Origin of the sequence: Serratia sp. 506_PEND (genome assembly GCF_001076875.1) — a bacterium.
Taxonomy (GTDB): domain Bacteria; phylum Pseudomonadota; class Gammaproteobacteria; order Enterobacterales; family Enterobacteriaceae; genus Serratia; species Serratia marcescens.
The window spans coordinates 1-3,007 of the sequence record NZ_JVEL01000634.1 but is presented as its reverse complement, the minus strand read 5'-3'; the positions used below and the strand labels follow the sequence as shown (position 1 = coordinate 3,007).

1 protein-coding gene is annotated in these 3,007 nt (G+C 52.1%); it reads right to left on the bottom strand.

All coding sequences use genetic code 11. The features are described 5' to 3' along the window. The coding region (locus ADK28_RS28815) for a hypothetical protein (protein WP_048797412.1) at positions 1-2,938 on the bottom strand (2,938 nt) is incomplete at its 3' end. Between the last annotated feature and the right edge of the window lie 69 nt (positions 2,939-3,007).

Genomic DNA, 3,007 nt, shown 5'->3' with positions numbered 1-3,007 from the left:
TATGATTTTTATCCACGATGACATAGACCGACTTCCCCAGTTGCAGTAAGCCGACTTCCGCCAACTGATGGGTGCTGGCACCGTTGGTCAGCTTCGCCAGAATCTGCGAGAACAACGCCTGGGCATTGTCGGTCGCCGTCAGATCGCTGAAAACCGCCTGCAGTTCGGTGGCGCTGCTCGCTTTGCCATACTGTACAGGACTTTTATTGCCGGTTTTGGCGAAGAGCCACTGGCTGCCGACATCACCTACTCTGATCACGCTGTTTGGATAGTCGTAGTTCAAGGTGACTAGATCGTCTATTTTACTGTCGCTGAAGGTGAGTGAACGCGCGAGATTCACCGTGGTATTGCCTTTTACTTGTGCGCTCAACACGGTCAGACCATCATCGCCAATGACGAGCTGATGTCCGCTCAATTCGTTGATGACGGTGCTGAAGTCATCCTTGTTGGCCAGTGAGTTCAATGTGTCGTAAAAATCGCCCCCGCCGGTGCCGCCTTTCTCCGCCACTAACTGCAATCTCATATCCGAGTCGCGTTGGGTATTTCCCTTAATGATTTGCAAATTATCGCTGAAATCGGCCGCGACGGTGAGATTGAGCACTACAGTCGGAGTTTCGCCAAACGGATTGGAGCCATATATGAGACTGGTCAAGAGCAGCTCAGAGATCGAACTGTCCCCGCCGCTTAGCGTCATAGTGCGGGTTTGTTCCAACACGCGGGGGGGTTCCATATAGATTTCCAGCGTTTGCTTATGGTCGGAGGTGAAGCTGAACGTGCCCATATTCCACGCTATAAATTTGTCGTTGTTTGGGACGAATTCCAGCGTAAAGTGCGTATCGCTTTGCTGGGTATCGTGTATATGAATATGGCTGTTGCTTGTCAGACCCCCGGCCAGTTTGAACGAGTCATTGCCGACGTTAAGCAGCGTCAGGTCGCCGGAATAGGCCGAAATGATCCCGCCGGCGCTGCCGGTATAGCCGTTGCCGTTACTCAGGGGCAACTCGGCTTGGGCAAGAGGGGATACGTTGGCATAAGCCGCGTTATGGATGCCGGCATTTTGGCTGAACAGGCCGAAGTCGAAGACTTTGCTGCCTTCGTTGGCAACCCATTTCCCGTCCAGATAAATATCGCCGGTTCCTCTGTAGTGCGTCAGATCGATATAGTTAAAATATTTGAATTGGTTGACATTGCTGACGATACTGCCTTCGAGCTTACCAAGTTGATTTGTGGTCAGATAAACCGATTTGGTAATGAAGTTAGCCGAGAGCGACGTGATAGTGGACGAGCTCGTTGAGTTGGCCTCTGCCAAAAAATCGTTGCCGATGTGGTTGGCGCCACCGTTGACGCCATTGCCGTCCCAGAGCAAGTTTTTCGTCATCAGGTTGATATGGGCATCGTTCAGGCTGCTGTCTGCTTCAACCACGACGTTTAAAAAGCTAATGGGTAAAGCGGCATCCGCATTGGCGATATTGGCGTCGTTGAGGCGCAGGGAAACGACTTTATTGCTCAGGGAAGAGAGCACCGTGGCATTCGTGGCATAGAGACCGGACAGTATGATGGTGCTTACATCCCTGAGTACGGTCACATCCAGGTTTGTGGGCGTGTTGGCGTTGAGGTTTATCTGGCTCAAGCCCAATAGGGCGATTTCGGTCGTGGTGACCTCATGATCCGCCCGCCCATTGATGCTTGCCACCAGCTTGCCGTTATCCGACAGGGTGAACGTTCCGTTAAAGTCCTTTTGATAGCCCAATGCACCGCCCAATTTTATATCGAAGTCTTGCAGTAAGCTGGTCTGCGGCGGGTAGGGGTGATTATCCAGTGGGTATTTACCTTCGCGGAAGGCATCGATGATCAGCGAGGATGCCTTGATATTGTCGTTGCCGGCCTTCAGCAGGATAGCCTGAGCTGAAGCGCTGTCGAGTGGCTGACCATAGAGTTTGAAGTAAATCTTTTGATAATCGCCGGCGTTGCGGAATTGGTAGGCGCTTGACAATATTTTCAGCAGATCGCTGTGAGAGGTGCCGCTGGCCAATAAACGGCTAAAGGTATCGAGCGCTGTGGCGTCAGCGGCGGTTCCGGCGACCGTCAGGTACAGTGCCATCACCGCTTCAGTATAAACAGGCAGTGGTAATTCACCGGGTGCATAGACATGGGTTGCCGCCGTGAAGTTTTGCTTGGCGGTGGTGGCGGCGGCGTCATTTCGGATGTCGTCCATCATACGCACCATGACCTCACCGCGGGTTTCACTGTGATCGTTCAATCCCGTTACGTATTTTTGCAGGTCACTCTCGCCGGCAGTTTTACCGAACCCGGTCGAAAATATTTTCCTGACAAAATCGTCGTTGCTGAGTGAATGGATATAGCCTTTCGTGGCGATGAATGCATTGGCGATATCGACGGTGCTTTTCTTGCCACTCACCAGCAGGTCGCTCCAGTATTGGACGGCGGCGGAATGGGTCATGCTGCCGAGCAGATAATAGAGCCCCTGAACATCCGCCGCCGCAGAGAGCTGTGACGGTTGCACCAGCTCTGAAGGATACAGCGTGGTGTTGACGATAGTCTGCAAATGCTGTTGTTGAGCTTGCAGCCCGGCATCGTTGCCCATGTAGTTTGTAACCTTGGCGATCAGTTCGGTCGTCAGATTGCCGAGAGTTTTTCCCCAGTTGACCTGTGCGGTGAGCGCGTTCAGCGTCAAGGCGTCCGGCTGTGCGCCCGTGGTATTCTGATAGATGTATTGTATTTTTTGGCTGACGCTCAGGCCATCGTAACGATGGTGCCCGTCTTGCGAACGGATAAACATATTGGCTAATTCAGCTTGCGTGTAATCGCCTTTTTCCAGCTTTTTAGCGAAATAAGTCAACGCGTCATCATCGGCTTTTTTGCCCAATGTGGCATAGAACAGTCGGGCTACACCTTGTTGCAAGGTCAGTAGGCTCATGATATTTCCCTGTGTGTTGTAAACAAGTGCGAGGCATCGACAAGTACAGACCAAAACGGCTTGATTGCA